At 54.6% G+C, this 14,130-nt stretch carries 12 protein-coding genes; 8 read left to right on the top strand and 4 right to left on the bottom strand.

From position 1 onward, the window contains the following. Positions 1–70: 70 nt before the first annotated feature. The 8 genes from JUJ53_RS12895 (at position 71) to JUJ53_RS12860 (ending at position 9,389) form a co-directional block, all read left to right on the top strand. The gene (locus JUJ53_RS12895; protein ID WP_204152427.1) at positions 71–1,129 is read left to right on the top strand and encodes a glycosyltransferase family 4 protein; all 1,059 of its coding nucleotides are present in this window, start codon (positions 71–73) and stop codon (positions 1,127–1,129) included. A 44-nt stretch (positions 1,130–1,173) separates the two neighbouring features. After that, a complete protein-coding gene (locus tag JUJ53_RS12890; RefSeq protein ID WP_204152426.1) occupies positions 1,174–2,328 on the top strand; it encodes a glycosyltransferase family 4 protein in 1,155 nt (384 codons plus the stop codon). Further along, complete coding sequence (locus tag JUJ53_RS12885) at positions 2,325–3,512, top strand: glycosyltransferase family 4 protein (protein WP_204152425.1); 1,188 nt, start codon at positions 2,325–2,327, stop codon at positions 3,510–3,512. The genes JUJ53_RS12890 and JUJ53_RS12885 overlap by 4 nt, the downstream gene beginning before the upstream one ends. Positions 3,513–3,545: 33 nt before the next feature. Then, the gene (locus JUJ53_RS12880; RefSeq protein WP_204152424.1) at positions 3,546–5,447 is read left to right on the top strand and encodes a hypothetical protein; all 1,902 of its coding nucleotides are present in this window, start codon (positions 3,546–3,548) and stop codon (positions 5,445–5,447) included. A gap of 546 nt (positions 5,448–5,993) precedes the next feature. Continuing rightward, complete coding sequence (gene pdhA / locus JUJ53_RS12875) at positions 5,994–7,022, top strand: pyruvate dehydrogenase (acetyl-transferring) E1 component subunit alpha (protein ID WP_204152423.1); 1,029 nt, start codon at positions 5,994–5,996, stop codon at positions 7,020–7,022. A gap of 281 nt (positions 7,023–7,303) precedes the next feature. Continuing rightward, complete coding sequence (locus JUJ53_RS12870) at positions 7,304–7,561, top strand: chlororespiratory reduction protein 7 (RefSeq protein WP_204152422.1); 258 nt, start codon at positions 7,304–7,306, stop codon at positions 7,559–7,561. Positions 7,562–7,603: 42 nt separating this feature from the next. Further along, a complete protein-coding gene (locus tag JUJ53_RS12865; protein WP_204152421.1) occupies positions 7,604–8,689 on the top strand; it encodes an AEC family transporter in 1,086 nt (361 codons plus the stop codon). A 40-nt stretch (positions 8,690–8,729) separates the two neighbouring features. Next, positions 8,730–9,389: a class I SAM-dependent methyltransferase gene (locus tag JUJ53_RS12860; RefSeq protein WP_204152420.1), complete on the top strand. Its 660-nt coding sequence runs from the start codon at positions 8,730–8,732 to the stop codon at positions 9,387–9,389. Between the two features lie 158 nt (positions 9,390–9,547). Here JUJ53_RS12860 and JUJ53_RS12855 read toward each other — a convergent pair whose 3' ends face one another. The 4 genes from JUJ53_RS12855 to JUJ53_RS12840 form a co-directional block, all read right to left on the bottom strand. Beyond that, positions 9,548–12,172, bottom strand: coding sequence for a GUN4 domain-containing protein (locus JUJ53_RS12855; RefSeq protein WP_204152419.1), 2,625 nt, complete (start codon positions 12,170–12,172; stop codon positions 9,548–9,550). A 196-nt stretch (positions 12,173–12,368) separates the two neighbouring features. Further along, a complete protein-coding gene (locus tag JUJ53_RS12850) occupies positions 12,369–12,830 on the bottom strand; it encodes a hypothetical protein (RefSeq protein WP_204152418.1) in 462 nt (153 codons plus the stop codon). A gap of 49 nt (positions 12,831–12,879) precedes the next feature. Further along, positions 12,880–13,380: an adenylyltransferase/cytidyltransferase family protein gene (locus JUJ53_RS12845; protein WP_204152417.1), complete on the bottom strand. Its 501-nt coding sequence runs from the start codon at positions 13,378–13,380 to the stop codon at positions 12,880–12,882. 23 nt (positions 13,381–13,403) lie between these two features. After that, positions 13,404–14,084, bottom strand: coding sequence for a response regulator transcription factor (locus JUJ53_RS12840; RefSeq protein WP_204152416.1), 681 nt, complete (start codon positions 14,082–14,084; stop codon positions 13,404–13,406). Positions 14,085–14,130: the final 46 nt, after the last annotated feature.

Here is a 14,130-nt window from a genome sequence, read left to right as displayed (position 1 = left end):
GTCTATCACGGGAATCCTTAAGAATCAGAAGCTTATTCTACTATCATGACTAATTTTGAGTCCTACAGCCATGCGTATTCTCCATATTCTGAACCATGTTCGGCAAACAGGAAACGGCATTGTCAATGTTGCGATAGATTTGGCTTGCCTGCAAGCTGATGCCAATCATCAGGTCTGTGTTGCCTCTATTGGCGGCAGCTATGAGGATCTTCTAAGCCATTATGATGTGCAGCATATTCCCCTAGATCAGACGCGATCGCCCCTCTGTTTGCTCAAAGCCGTTTGGAACTACATTCAGCTCATTCGTAGATTTAAGCCCGATATTGTTCATGCCCATATGATGACCGGTGTTGTTTTGGCCCATGTCCTCAAGTGGTCTGGATCCTATGCACTGGTTGCTACAGTTCACAATGAGTTTCAGCGCAGTTCTATCCTCATGGGTTTGGGCGATCGCGTGATTGCGGTGAGTCATGCGGTAGCTCGGGCGATGGCGCTGCGTGGCATTGCTCCCCATAAGCTCAAAGTAGTGTGGAATGGCACCTTGGGGAGCCCTCGCACGTTGCCCATTCAGGACTATACACCGGCGGATCTCCAGCATCCGGCCATCGTGACCGTATGTGGGATGACGGCACGCAAGGGGATTGCGGATTTAATTATGGCGTTTGAGCAGGTGGGCAACCTGTTTGCTGATGCCCATTTGTATTTGGTGGGTGATGGGGGCGATCGCCCCCAGTTTGAACAGCAGGCCCAAGCCACCAGCGTCAGCGATCGCATTCATTTTGAAGGGTTTCAGCGTCATCCTCAGACCTATTGTCGGGCAGCGGATATTTTTGTGTTGGCGTCCCATGATGAACCTTTTGGCCTGGTATTATCAGAGGCACGGGAGGCGGGCTGTGCGATTGTGGCCAGCCAGGTGGGAGGAATTCCTGAGGTGTTAGAACAGGGAAGAGCTGGACTGTTAGTTCCCCCTGGATCCCCGGACGCTCTAGCCTCGGCCCTAGTGCAGTTGTTGACAGAGGATGGTTTGATATCCCGACTGCGATCGCAGACTGTTCAGAATCTTGACTGGTTACGGGTGGAGGATATGCACCGGAAAACACTAGGGGTTTATGAGGAGCTAATTGAGTAAGGTATGGTGTTCATTGATCTTGATTGTTATCTATATCTAACCCTATGAAAATTTTGCAGATTGGTAAGGGTTGGTTTCCGGAGGAACCAGGGGGGCTAAACCGCTACTTTTATGACTGTGTCCATGCCTTACCTCTGGTAGGTATTGAGGTGCAGGGATTAGTGGCCGGCAGCGATCGCGCCTACCAGGAATCGAGTGGGCGGGTGCAAACCTTTGCCTTAGCGAAGGCGTCTCTCCCCAAACGCTGGCTGGGAGCCCGGCGCTGGATCGCTCAGCAATCTGACCTGCCGCCCCTAGTGGTCTCTCACTTTGCCCTGTATACCTTTCCTGTCCTCAACCAACTGGGCGATCGCCCCTTGGTGGTGCATTTCCACGGGCCATGGGCGCTGGAGGGGCAGGCGGAGGGTGCCAAGGCGATTGCGGTGCGGTTCAAACAATGGCTAGAGCAAACCTGCTATCGGCGGGCGGTGGTGTTCATCGTGCTCTCCCAAGCCTTTCGCGATATTTTGCACCACAGCTATGGTGTGCCCCTAGAGACGATTCAGGTGGTGCCGGGGGGCGTGGATCCTCAGCATTTTCACACGGGTCTATCGCGGCAGCAGGCGCGGGAAAAGCTGGGCTGGGAGAGCGATCGCCCCACCATCGTCGTCGTGCGTCGCTTGGCCAAACGCATGGGTCTGGAAAACTTAATTCAGGCGATCGCCCAGGTGCGAGATCAGTACCCGGATATTGTCGTCAAGATTGCCGGTAAGGGCTCCCTCAAGGATGCTCTCCAGCAGCAAATCGAGGCCCTGGACTTGACCCAGCAGGTGCAACTCCTTGGCTATGTGCCGGACGAGCAACTGCCGCTGATCTATCGGGCTGCTGATTTTTCCATGGTGCCGACGGTGTCCCTAGAGGGGTTTGGCTTGATTGTGGTGGAATCGCTGGCGGCGGGCACCCCGGTGCTAGGCACACCCATTGGCGGCATTCCTGAAATTTTGCGACCCTTTTCGTCGGATCTGGTGCTGGAGGGATCGGAGCCGGCCCAGTTGGCTCGGGGCATTCTGCAAGCGCTGTCGGGAGAGCGATCGCTGCCGGATGACACGGCCTGCCAGACCTATGTGGCAGAGAATTTTGCCTGGCCGTTGATTGCCACAAGGCTGAAATCTATCTATGAAGCGGCTTATGAAGCAGCAGCTAAGGGGAGGGTGGCATGAACCTTGCATCTAATGCTGTACAAATACCATCGCCAACCCGACGGCGGGTGCTGTTTGTCGATCATGCAGCGGTGATGGGCGGCGCGGAGTTAAGCCTGTTGGATCTGGCGATCGCCTACCGAGATACCAGTCGGGTGCTGCTGTTTGACCAGGGCCCGTTCCGGGAGCGACTGGAGGGAGCCAACGTTCCCGTCCAGGTAATTGCTGCACCTAGCTCGCTGCTGTCGGTGAAGGCGTCGGGAGGCTTGAGTGCGCTGAAGGCGATTCCGGGGCTGGGCTGGATGGCGCGGCGGATTGTGGAGCAGAGTCGCGGTGTGGATCTAATCCATGCCAATTCCCAAAAAGCTTTTGTGGCCGCGGCCCTGGCCCGTTGGATGGGAGCGCCGCCGGTGGTGTGGCATTTGCGGGATATTCTCACCGCCAGTCACTTTAGCGCCATGAATCGTCGGTTGGCGATCGCCCTGGCCAATGCCCAAGCCAGTCAGGTGATGGTCAATTCCCAGGCGACGGGGGAGGCCTTTGTGGCGGCGGGAGGACGCCCCGGCCTGGTTCACCTGGTTTATAACGGTCTGTCTGCCCAACCCTTTGATGCTGTTGGCGAGGAGCAGGCGATCGCCCTGCGCCAAGAATTGGGTCTAGGGGCCGATGTACCGATCATCGGCAGCTTCAGCCGCTTGTCCTACTGGAAGGGGCAGCATGTCTTGCTGGAGGCGGTGCGATCGCTGCCCGAGGTGCATGTGCTGCTGGTGGGCAAATCGCTATTTGGCGAGGATGAGTATGTGGCTCAGCTTCAGGACTTGGCGGCATCGCCTGAGCTGGCGGGACGTGTCCACTGGATTGGTTTCCGCACCGATATCCCAGCGCTGATGAAGGCCTGCTCCATTGTTGCCCATACCTCAACGGAACCGGAACCCTTTGGACGGGTGATCGTGGAAGGGCAGTTGGCCCAGCGTCCGGTGATTGCCACGGCGGCGGGCGGCGCGGTGGAGTTGGTGGAAGATGGCGTCACGGGGCGACTGGTGCCACCCAAGGATGCGATCGCCCTCCGGCAAGCGATTCACGAGATTTTAGAGCATCCGCAGCAGACCGCTGACCTAGCCCAGCGCGGCTACGACCATGCCAAAGCCACCTTTTCCCTAGAGTCGTTGCTCACCAACTTTGACCATGCCTTGAGTCTGATCTGATCCCGCCTGCCCCATCGTTTGGAGAACAGAACTATGTCCCGTCTGCATCGCTCGCCCCGCCCATGGTATGCCCGACTGCGCTGGTCAGGCTGGCGGTTGATCACCCTCGTTCTGGTGTCCATTCTGGTGATCAAAGGCTGTGCCAACGAATCTCTGTCGTCCAACTCTGCAACCGACGAGTCGGGAGCGATCGCCTCCTCTGCTGCGACAACCTCGTCCGCCATCACCTCCTCCACGGAGTTTGTGAACAGTCCGGGGGATCTACCGGACTTCATGCCCCCAGACGACACCTTTGAAGACCGGGCCCGCCAGCTCATTGAATACCACGCTACCCATCCCCCCAATCGCGATCGCGCCAGTGATCCTTCAGGCTACGTCAAGTCTGGCGTCTACACCGCCATGGCCCTCTACGCCTCCGGGGATATCGACGGCGGCAATCGCATGGCCGATGATCTGTTTTCCAATCCCCACAGCGCCTCCATGTTTTTGGTGATGGCCGGCATGGACTTGTATATGCGCTACAAGGACGTGATGCCAGAGGAGATCCACGCCAAAGCCCGACGCTTTATCACCAGCTTTGACGACTACACCGGCGGCACCACAGAAAACCACGGCATCATGTTCGCCACCGGTGGCTACTTGGCCGCCCAAGAATGGCCCGATTGGGAACGGGCAGATCAGGTGCGAGACCAGACGCGATCGCACCTCTACGAGTTTGTTGAAAACGTCAGCCTCCACGGGGTGGTCGAGCACGACTCGCCTATTTACCATGTCTTCTTTATCAACAGTCTGCTGTCGCTCCATGACCACGCCACCGATCCCGAGATGCAGCAGCGGGCCAAGGTAGGGCTAGAGCTCCTGCTCACCACCATGGCTCCCGAATGGCTGCATGGCTACTGGCCTACCGCCACCCTTCGCACTGTCTCCTTCACCCACGATCCCAAGCGGATCATTTCGCTGACGGGCCCGGTTGGCTGGCTCTACTGGGGTGGCTCAGACATGCCCGTGCCGGAAGATGGCTGCGCGATCATGAGCGCCGTGTCAGACTACCGCATCCCGGAGGTTCTGCAATATATCGGTCAGGATCGCCGCCGTCCCTACGTGCATCGAGAAACCCACGGGCAGCGCTTCAACCGCGATGACAAATATCGCAAATCCACCTACATGGATCGGCAGTATGCCCTGTACAACCAGTTTGACGGCTACGGCGACCTAGCTTGGCATGACCAGCTTCAGCGCATGGGTGTGGTGTGGGTGTCTGATGCCCCCGGCGCGACCTTTGTGGTCAAGAATCCAGTGGAAGGAGTGCGGGGTGATACGGATCACGGCCAGGTGCTGCTCCACCAACGGGCCATGATTGGGGTCTACGAAAGCACCATGACCGGCTTTTTACCGGCCACAGAGGTGGTGGTGGAGAAGGTGGAAGATGACGGCTGGCTGTTTATCCATGGCGGCCCTATGCTGCTGGCCTTCAAGAGCGCTCAGGGGTATGACTGGCAGGAGACGATTGATCTCTACGGCACGCCCTTTGACTCGTTCTACAGTGCCGCTGACCGCAATGGCTTTGTGATTCAAACCGCACCGGTGGAAGACTTTGCAGGCGAGTCTCCCCGTCAGGAACTGGATGCCTTTGCCGAGGCGGTGAAAACTCGCACGGTGATCGACGACTCGCGGGTGGATCAAAGCCGGCCGGCCCTCACCTTCACCACCCTATCTGGGGATGTGTTGGCTCTGGAATTTAACCGCGATCGCTCCATTAATGGCGAAGTGGTGGATTATTCGACCTGGCCGCTGTTTGAAAATCCTTGGATGACCTCTGAAGCCGGGGAATGGCTGGAAATGCGCTATGGCGACTTAGTGCGTACCTATAATTTTCAAGACTGGACGATTACTGACACAACGACCGACACAACGACCGATGCGGCCGCCTCGTGAGTGGCGATCGGTTCTATCTGATTTTTGGAGCCCTCACCCTAAATCCCTCTCCCAAAGCGGGCGAGGGACTTTGAATCCGGCTCCCCTTCTACCTTTTTGGGAGAAGGGGCTGGGGGATGAGGGTCAACGTGCAAAACTGGGATGCACCACAGCGATCGCCCCCATGGCTACCCTGGTTTTCTTGCGTTTCGTCGGCAAGAAGCTCCGCAGGGGTGAGACAATGAAAGCTGGTTGATTGACAAACCTTGAAGACCCTCACCCCAAACCCCTCTCCCAGGGCGGTAGAGGGGCTTTGAAAGCACCTACACCTTTCTTGCTCCCCTTCTCCCCCTGTGGGAGAAGGGGCTGGGGGATGAGGGGGGAGATTTGTCAGCCAACCAGCAACGAAAGGCGGCACAGACGACGGTGGAGATAGATCTGCACCAGAAAGCCTGTTACAATTTGATACCGCTTTGGTATGGCGAGGGGGGATGCTCGGGGGCGATCGCTCTCCATCCACCCCCATCTTGTTGCCCACTGGATACTCCTGCAAGGACAAGCAAACTCATGGATCAAGAGAGAACAGTACCCGTCTTTACGCCCAAGCCTGGGGCGATTACCCGCGACGACGGGCTGATCGTCTACGAAGATATGGTGCTCGGGCGCTTTTTTGAAGACAAATGTGCCGAGATGTACTATCGCGGCAAAATGTTCGGGTTTGTTCACCTCTATAACGGTCAAGAAGCCGTTTCCTCAGGTGTGATCAAGGCCCTGCGGTCGGATGACTTCGTTTGTAGCACCTACCGCGACCACGTCCATGCTTTGAGTGCTGGGGTGCCTGCACGGGAAGTAATGGCAGAACTGTTTGGTAAGGCAACGGGCTGCAGCAAGGGACGAGGCGGTTCCATGCACCTATTCTCCGCAGAACATAACTTGCTAGGCGGCTATGCCTTTGTGGCTGAGGGCATTCCCGTGGCCACTGGGGCCGCCTTCCAGGCTAAGTATCGCCGGGAAGCTCTGGGAGACGCTAATGCCAACCAAGTCTCCACCTGCTTCTTTGGCGATGGTGCGTCGAACAACGGTCAGTTTTTTGAATGCCTGAACATGGCGGCGCTGTGGAAGCTGCCGATCATTTACGTGGTGGAAAACAACAAATGGGCGATCGGCATGGCCCACGATCGCGCCACCTCTCAGCCAGAAATCTACAAGAAAGCCAGCGTCTTCAATATGGTGGGCGTTGAGGTAGACGGCATGGATGTGCTAGCGGTGCGAGCTGTGGCCCAAGAAGCCGTTGAACGGGCGCGAGCTGGGGAAGGGCCCACGTTGATTGAAGCGCTCACCTATCGCTTCCGCGGTCACTCCTTGGCGGATCCGGATGAACTGCGCAGTAAGCAGGAAAAAGACGCCTGGTTCTCCCGCGATCCGATCAAGCGTCTGGGCACCTACCTGGTGGATGAAGAGTTGGCGACCGAGGCGGAACTGAAAGCGATCGAAAAGCGCATTCAGGCGGAGATTGATGAGGCGGTGCAATTTGCTCAAGACAGTCCTGAACCCGACCCCAGCGAACTCTATCGCTACGTGTTTGCGGAAGACTAGGATGCCCTCACCCTAAATCCCTCTCCCAGAGCGGGCGAGGGACTTTGAATCTAGCCGATAGGTTGAACCCCGATTCCTTTTGATCACAGGGGAGTCGGGGCGATCGCGAGAGATGCATCCCACGTCCCTCACCCTAAATCCCTCTCCCAGAGCGGGCGAGGGATTTTGAATCCGGCTCCCCTTCGCCCTTTTTGGAAGAAGGGACTGGGGATGTAGAGCTTGCGCTTCCCGAAGGGTGGGTCAACGTGCAAAACAGGGATGCCCATTGCAAGGAGAGAACCATGCCTGACCCCATGATGTACCAAGAAGATGCCTACGTCCTCTTGGAAGCGAATCAACCGGAGCAATTCTTGACCGCAGAGGAACTGCTGGCCAAATTGACGCAGGTGTTGTCTACCTATTCCGACCCCCTGCCTCGGGATCTCCAGCGGCTGGACTCCTTGGAAGCCCAAGCTCTGCATCTGCGCGATACCTACTGTGAATTTGACCTTGGCCCCGATCGCTTCCTGCAATGGTACGTGGTGCGATTGGAGAAATAGTTGAGTGATCGATCGCTTATCTAGACTGAAGGAGCTTAAGCCATGACCGACACTCTCCTTCATGCTTATCTACCTCTCATATTTTGGCCAGGACTGGGGGTAATCCTAGCGAGATTTTTACCCGAAGCCTGGCCCCGCTTGATTGGTCGAGGGCTTTACTGGGTGGGCATTCCCCTAGAAGTCTTTGCCCTGGCCCACAGTACCAATTTCTCTGATAGCATTGGCTTAGTGCCGCTGATTACAGTCTTGACCCTGGTGGGCAGCCTAGGGTTGACTTGGATCACCTTATCTTGGATTACCTGGCGGGCAGAACAGGAGAAGCGATCGCCCCTCCCAGATCCCAGCTCAGATCCTAGCCAAGTCGATCAATCGTCTGATACTACAGACAATCTGCTCTCTCTAGATGCCGCCGATACAGCGCCTAGGGAACCGGTTTTATCACCACCTCCGATTCCGCCCATAGACTACTGGAGCGATCCAGCCCGGCGCGGTAGTTTTGTCCTGTCGTCGATGATTGCCAATACAGGCTTTGTGGGCTTAGCGATCGCCCCTATTTTGGTGAGCGATAGTTATCTTAGCTGGATTGTGTTCTACAGCGTTACCCAAAATGTGGTGGGTACCTACGGCATCGGTGTTTTCCTCGCCAGCTATTTTGGGCGATCGGCCCAGCCGGGGCTGAGTTGGGGGCAAGTCCGTGATGTGCTCACCGTGCCGTCTCTCTGGGCGTTTATCGTGGGTGCTGCCACCCATTCCCTGGCCTTTGCGCCCCTCGTGGATGGGGCTCTGGAGGTATCGGTGTGGGTGGTGATTGCCGTGGCGCTGTCGCTGATGGGCATTCGCCTGAGCCAGCTCAAGGGCTGGAGTAGCCTCAAATGGGCGATCGCTCCCACGCTCTTGAAAGTGTTGGTGATTCCGGCTTTGGTGGGTCTGATCACTACCCTGATTGGTCTACCCTCGGAAGCCTGTTTAGCCGTGGTGTTGATGGCAGGTATGCCCAGTGCCTTCGCGGGGCTCATCCTTGCGGAGGAGTATGAACTGGATCGGGAATTAATCGCCAGCAGCATTGTCTTAACCAGCGGCCTGCTGCTGTTGACGATTCCCCTGTGGCTTTTACTGTTCAAAGTCTGAGCCCGTGGCATGATGGAACCTGTAGCATTCCCCTGCACCTATGTCTAACGAAACCCTCAACCTCAACGAGACCCTACGCAACTACCTGCTTTCCGTTTCTCTCCGAGAACCCGAGGTGCTGCAAGCCCTGCGGGCGGAGACGGCCCAGCATCCCATGGGGCAGATGCAGATTGCTCCAGAGCAGGGGCAGTTGATGGCGCTGTTGGTGCAGCTCATGGGGGCGCGGCGGATTCTGGAAATTGGTGTTTTTACGGGCTATAGCTCTCTGGTGATGGCGTTAGCGCTGCCGGCCGATGGTCAGATTGTCGCCTGTGATGTCAGTGATGACTATACAGCGATCGCTCGTCGCTACTGGGAACAGGCAGGTGTGGCCCACAAGGTAGATCTGCGCATTGCTCCAGCCCTAGACACCCTCGATCGCTTATTAGCAGACCAAGTCGCACCCTTTGACCTAGCTTTCATTGATGCCGATAAGTCGAACTATCGCAACTACTACGAGCGATCGCTCCAGCTCGTTCGATCTGGGGGCCTCATCGTGATCGACAATGTGCTGTGGTCAGGACGAGTCGCTGATCCTAGCGTGACCGACAACCGCACCCAAGCGATCCGCGACTTCAACACAGCTCTGCACCAAGACGATCGCATCCACCTTAGCCTTATCCCCATCGCCGACGGCCTCACCCTCGCCCTGAAACGATAGAGCGATGTAGCAAATTATCTCAACCTAACCATTGCCATGCTGCAATTCACGGATACGATGTGATCCTGGTAACCGGTAGCGAATCGCCGAACCACCTAGTTTTCCGTGGAGAGACGGTTCCCAATAATCTTTTTGGAATGAGCTGGAGCGCTTACATGCTAAAGTTTACAGGTCTGGATACGAGATAAGAATATACCACCCCCAACAACCCCCAACCGAATAGCTCCCTCGAACACCAACCCGAGCATACCAAAAGACGGGAGGTGACCCAAAGGAGCAGTGATATCAAAAATTACATCGGACGGGCTAATGAACGACCCGGACTGTTGCCATCCATTGCGATCGCTCATCTTTCCATAAGCTTTTACAGCAGCTTCCAAGTCTTTACTATAGTCTAGCTTACCACCTACCTCAACCCAGATTTGCTTCTGCACGCTAAATCCAAACCGACCACCGCTAAACTTCACCCATAGGCGATCAATGATGCGCAGGTCATCGCAGGGAAACTCGCGGATCTCCTCTAGATCTAAGCAGCCACGCTTCTCAGCGTCGCTCCCCACAGCCTTCAACATTTGTCGCTCGGTTTCTTGGTCTGCTTCTTTCCAGGCTCCGTTGGCTAAATAGTTCACCAGGTTTCTATAGCAATCAGGGATACGTTCTCGCACAACGCACAGCGCATTGCCGCCAAGAGCTGGGTCTGTTGTCCAAGAGGTGAGAGATCTGGAGTGTTCTGATGATGCGATATGCTGCTGCACCTGTTGCCATTCTTCCGGTGTGGGCAGGCGATAGTCATAGACCTCATCCTCTGACGCCAGGGATGCCTGGGTAGATAACCAAGCACAAAACCACCGGGCATCTTCCCAGCTTATGTCTTCAATTGGATTGCCACTGGGTAGATGATATGTTGAATAGATAGCAGATTGGGAATGAAACTGTCCATCAAGTTGATCTTGTTGGAGTAATTTGTATTCTCCCCAGGTTATAAATTCTGAGACGCCCGCTTTATCATTAATTTGTACTAGGTTGCGAAAACGTTGGTATAGCTGCATTGATGAGAAGATAAAGTTGTGTTCTCGTAGCGCATCTAGCGTCTTATCTTTCAGATCTTCTCTAACCCGTGGATTATCCTTAACCAATCGCCAGGCGAGAGCTAGATGGCTCACGTTGGGACTCTTTAAGGCAGCTTCTATAAAAGGATTTGGATCCTTTTGCATGGCAAAGAAATAGATAACCTCTTTCCAATCTTCACTCTCTAATTGGGAAATCACTCTTGAAAACCCGTCTGTTATACTGCTCAGCTCTAGAGCAGCCAGATATTCTTGAAAGGTTTTGTGGGTAAATTCGTATAAGTTTCCCTCTCCTCCAGCTAACAAGCCTGAAATTTTTTGAATCTCGTCTAGGAAGCCTTTGGGTGTCAGAGTTGCTGCGGGATGAACCGTCGTTAGGCGATCTCGGATCCAATCTGCTCCCTCCTCCGCCGAAAATCGGGTCTTTTTAGCCTCGGTTAGGCTCAAAGCTAACCCCTGCAATACTTTTTGGTTGTCGTCAGCATTTGTAATGGTCAGTCGGGTATCTCGCCGATTTGGGCGATACTCCAACAGCACCTTAAAAATTTCTCGATAAAGATGAATACGTTGCTTAGGCAATTGCTCCCCAGCTTCATGGGTTGCGGCAATAATGGTAATCAGCAGCGGATTTTTGGCAAGATCCGTCAAGCTGCGATCCGAAAATAGCTGACGCTTTAGGTCATCTGCTGCTAGCTGGGCTAGATGCTCGCTTTCAGCGGCTGCTTGCTCTTGGGATAAGCGCTTACTTGAATTGGGGTCTTGCTGACTTTCCTCATAATGAGATTTCCATTCTCGTTCCCACGTGATGCAAGAATACCATTGCTCAATAAATAGTCTTTGTTGATCACTATTAAGGTCGAGAACATCAAAGCGCTGCACTCCTGAAAATAGGCTGTTGTCATATCCATGGGGGCGTGATGTAATGATAAATTGAGTTTGATAGTTCTGCATTTGCCAGTTTGCCCACTGGCTTACTAAATCTCGCCGTTCTTCTGGAACTTCATCCAAGCCATCGAACATTACTAAGCACTTTCCTCGGCTAAGCTGCCCTTTAAACCATGGCTCAGAAGTGCGCAGCTCATCACAGCGAGGTAACTCTTTGACTTGGCTCACAATCAGTGTTGGAAGTGAAGGTTCTTTCTTCGACTGAATTGCTGAATGAAAGCTACGAAATAGAAGTAAAACAGGAATTAAGTCCTTTGCTCCATGTTCAATATAGGTTGTATTTGAAAAACTTAGAGTCAGGAATCGCAAAAGTGTAGTTTTTCCATACCCAGGACTAGCAATAATAGCAATCAAACGCTCTGAGAAATAGCCATCAGGTTGCTCGACTTTAGGCAACTTATCCCAAATCTTGAGGCTGCGGTTCTGCAGTGGTGATCTATCAGGATCATCTACACTCACTCGTAGCGGCACATAAACTTTTTCAAGAACTAGGCGAGGTAACCTACCTTTATAGCCTTCTATATTAATACTGTGGCAATGTGTCTTTAAGGCTTCTAGGTATTGTCGATGAAATCCAGTGACTGTACTGAGGGTAAGTTCAACGCGATTATCAAACGTTCGATCTACATGATCAACAACTCGCTCAACTTTGGGCGCTAGGCGGACACCAACTTTGATTAAAACCCAAGCTCCTGCTGCAACGCCAAGGGCTTGAATGGCTTGTCCCCATGCACCATCAATTGCTCGGGTAATAGCCACACCCACAATCATCCCAGGGACTCCCGTACTTACTAGCTTGGAGTTTAAGAGGTTCCGAACGTCGTTCCAAGTTAAGGGAGTATGGTTGGTAGGCGGCTCGGGGTTGGTCATAGCGCTATATTCAGGAAGAAACACAAGATTTCCCTAGTCTAGGCCATCCCACCCTAGCCGAGTACCCAGCCATCGATCCATCGCCCTCCAGCTCAACCTACCCATCGCTTGTTCCCCCCGTCCAAGGTTTTAGCCAGCCTCGCCCTAGCCCCACATCAATCCACAGGGCAGCGATCGCAAACCACACCACCGCCTCCAGTAAAGGAATCGCTAAACTCCACAGAGGAAACCTATCCCGTAGCCCTACTTCCACCAGCGCCAGACCGCGCACGCCGCCAAAGGCAAAGACAGCTCCGGTTTTCAGTTGTCCATTCGTCTCCGTGCGGATGACGTAGCGATAGGTGATGCCAAATAATCCACCGCATACCAAAGCGATCGCTCCTTGACTGACCCCCACCCAACTCAGAAGGCGATCGCCCTGGAACAAAATCGGCTGCAGCGGTAGCGGAATAAACTGATTTAGCCCCGTGGTGAGCAACCAAGCCAAACCCGTGGCGATCGCCCCAACCGTACCCACCTTCAGCGACTCAATGCGCTCTTCTGCAGAAAATCCGCCCATTATCCATCGCCATGATTGACCATAGGCATCCTACCTGATTTTGATGGGATTAGGCTTGGGGCGATGCCGCCGCGAGGATCCGCTGAATGATGCCGCTGGTGGAGCTGGGCACTTCGACTTGGACTAGCTCAATGCGGCCGCCGTAGTGTTGGACGGCAGGAGCTTCGGGTAGGGTTGCAATATTGTAGTCGCCCCCTTTGGCGTAGATGTCGGGCTGGAGGGTGGTGATCAGGTGCGTGGCAGTGGGGTCTGAAAACAGCACCACGCCATCGACAGATCTCAGCGCCGCCAACACTTCCGCCCGTTCCGCTTCTGGCACAATCGGTCGCTGGGGCAATCCGGCCGGCTGGGGTTTAATCCCTTGGATGGAGCGATCGCTATTGAGACCGACAACCAGCGATCGCCCTAGGGCTTTGGCCGTTTGCAAATAGCGCACATGCCCAGCATGGATCAGGTCAAAGCAGCCGTTGGTAAAAACCAGGGGTCGCCAGCGATCAGGTTCACGGGCGATCGCTGCTTGCAATTCGGCGAGACTATACACTCCGATCATTCCATGGCTCCTGCTGGACAACATCAATGGCTATCGTCTCCATCCTGGGGTTCTGCGGGAGGATGGTAGCCATGCTCATAGGCAAAGCGAATCAACTGGGCCCGATTTTCAAGCTGGAGCTTGCTCAAAATATTGCTGAGGTGGGTTTGCACCGTGCGTGGACTGACAAAGAGCTGATCGCCAATTTGCTTATTGGTCAAACCGCGAATCACTTCCCAAAAGACGCGCTCTTCGGCAGGCGTCAGGGGTAGAGGTTCGGGGGGCGGTGCTGCAGGGGCCGGTGGTTGCTCCGTGTTGGACTGCTGCATCAACCGCACAATTTCGGCATTCATCCGCCGCGATCGCTCTAGTTGCGCTTCAATTTTGGCTTCCAATTCTTTGGTTTCAAAGGGCTTGACCAAATAGTCGTCGGCCCCTGTTCGATGCCCTTCAATCCGATCATCCACCTCTTGGCGGCTAGATAGAAAGATGAACGGCACGAGCTGGCCGGTGCGGGTGCTGCGAAGCCGCCGGCAAAACTCTAAGCCATCCATTTCGGGCATCATAATGTCCGACACAATGAGATCGGGGGGATCGTCTTCAAATTTGGCTAGGCCCTCTAAGCCAGAACTAGCCTGTTGCACCGAGTAACCGCGTTTTTCCAGATACCGAATCAACGCAGTGCGGAGGGTGATGTCGTCATCCACAATCAGAATTTTTTTCATCCGTAGCTCACGGGTGGCAGTCCATCGATATCTCAACTGTAATGCA

Origin of the sequence: Leptolyngbya sp. CCY15150, from assembly GCF_016888135.1 — a bacterium.
Lineage (GTDB): Bacteria > Cyanobacteriota > Cyanobacteriia > RECH01 > RECH01 > RECH01.
This window is presented reverse-complemented; position numbering and strand designations above follow the sequence as displayed.